3 protein-coding genes are annotated in these 1,950 nt (G+C 63.3%); all 3 read left to right on the forward strand.

Annotated elements, in window-relative coordinates; translation table 11 throughout:
- Positions 1–523, forward strand: a 523-nt coding sequence (locus AC2FNN_RS21495; protein WP_496760542.1) for a GYF domain-containing protein, incomplete at its 5' end; no start/stop codon positions are given.
- 9 nt (positions 524–532) lie between these two features.
- Positions 533–850: a CPCC family cysteine-rich protein gene (locus tag AC2FNN_RS21500; protein ID WP_496760544.1), complete on the forward strand. Its 318-nt coding sequence runs from the start codon at positions 533–535 to the stop codon at positions 848–850.
- A gap of 7 nt (positions 851–857) precedes the next feature.
- Positions 858–1,950 (forward strand): TFIIB-type zinc finger domain-containing protein (locus tag AC2FNN_RS21505; RefSeq protein WP_496760546.1); only part of this gene is annotated, 1,093 nt, incomplete at its 3' end.

Consider the following 1,950-nt stretch of genomic DNA (forward strand, 5'->3'; position numbering starts at 1 on the left):
GATGCCGGAATTTTACATCGAGAACATCTCATTGCCGCCGGCAGTCGAGGCGGCGCTGGACAAGCGCACCTCGATGGGTCTGGCGGGAGATCTGGGCAAGTTCACCCAGTATTCCGCGGCCGAGGCGATGACGGCGGCAGCCAGTTCCCCGAGTGGAGGCGGCGGCATGGGAGCCGGCCTTGGTATGGGAATGGGCATGGCGATGGCGAACCAGATGTCAAACATGGCAGCGGGCCGGCCGTCAGGCCCGTGGGGGTCGCCCGCGCCCGCTGCCCCGCAACCGTCTGCGCATGTGGCCCCGCCCCCTCCGCCGCCGGTCGAGCATGTGTGGCACATCGCGGTGGACGGGCAGACCAGCGGCCCGTTCTCGAAGGCCAAGATGGGCCGCATGGCCAGTGAGGGCGAGATCACGCGCGACACCTACGTCTGGACGCCCGGTCAGGACGGCTGGAAGAAGGCCGGTGAGGTGCAGGAACTGGCGCAACTGTTCACCATTCTGCCCCCGCCCCCGCCCGGCGCCTGAGGGCACCGCATGACCGGCCTGGAAAAGCGTTCGAAAAAGGGCAGACGCAAAGCGCGTCCCGAACCGCATTTCGTCTGCCCCTGCTGCGACTATGTCACCCTTTCGGAACGTGGAAAGTACCTGATCTGCCCGATCTGTTTCTGGGAGGACGAGGACATCTACTATGACACGAACCCGCGCGAGCCCTCGGCGGCCAATCACGGCCTGACGCTGACCGAGGGGCGTGACAATTTCAGAACGATCGGGGCCTGCGAGGCTGCGATGCTGCCGCATGTCCTGCCCGAGGAAGACCGCGCGAACTATCTCCATTTCCCTCTCAAGAACTGAACGTATCATGACTGATGTCCCCACCCCTTCGCCTGATTTCGCGGAACATCGTTTCCCATGTGACCAGTGCGGCGCGGATTATCGGTTCGATCCGAAATCCGGCACGCTGATCTGCGATCACTGTGGCCATTCCGAACCGATCGGTGCAGGCCCCTGGGGTGGCGCCAGCCTGCGCGAGCTGGATTTCGACGCCGCCATCGCCGACCGCCTGCCCGACAGCGAAATCGAAGAGACGCGGGTTCTGTCCTGCCCGAACTGTGCGGCGCAGGTTGAATTCGATCCCAACACCCACGCCGCACAATGCCCGTTCTGCGCCACCCCGGTCGTGACGGACACCGGGGTGAACCGGCATATCAAACCGAAGGGCGTTCTGCCCTTTGCGCTGGACGAACGCGCCGCCCACAAAGCCATGAGCGACTGGCTGGGGCGGCTGTGGTTCGCGCCGAACGGGCTCAAGGATTATGCCCGCAAGGGCCGCAGGATGCAGGGCATCTATGTACCGTACTGGACCTTCGACGCCGATACGAAATCGACCTATCGCGGAGAGCGCGGCATAGTCTACTATGAAACCCGCACCGTCATGCGGGATGGCAAACGGGTGCAACAACAGGTGCCCAAGGTCCGCTGGACACCCAAGTCCGGCCGGGTGGCGCGGTTTTTTGACGACGTGCTGGTATTGGCCTCAAGGTCACTGCCCAAGGCTTACACGGATGCTCTGGAGCCTTGGGATCTCCCGGCTCTGGAACCCTACCTGCCAGAATACCTCGCCGGTTTTCGGGCCGAGGCCTATACGGTCGAGCTGAAGGATGGATATGCAGAGGCCCGCGCACATATGGCCCGCGTGATCGAGCGGGACGTGCGATTTGATATTGGGGGCGACAGGCAACGCATCCATGCAGTGGACACCGATGTGCGCGATGTCACGTTCAAACATATCCTGCTGCCGGTCTGGTTGGCGGCGTATAAGTATCGCGGTCAGACCTATCGTTTCGTGGTGAACGGCCGGACCGGCCGGGTTCAGGGAGAGCGCCCTTGGTCGGCAATCAAGATCACGATCGCCGTTGTGCTTGGCCTGCTGGTTGCCGCAGGCATCGGATATC

The organism is Ruegeria sp. BHSA118 (assembly GCF_059613405.1).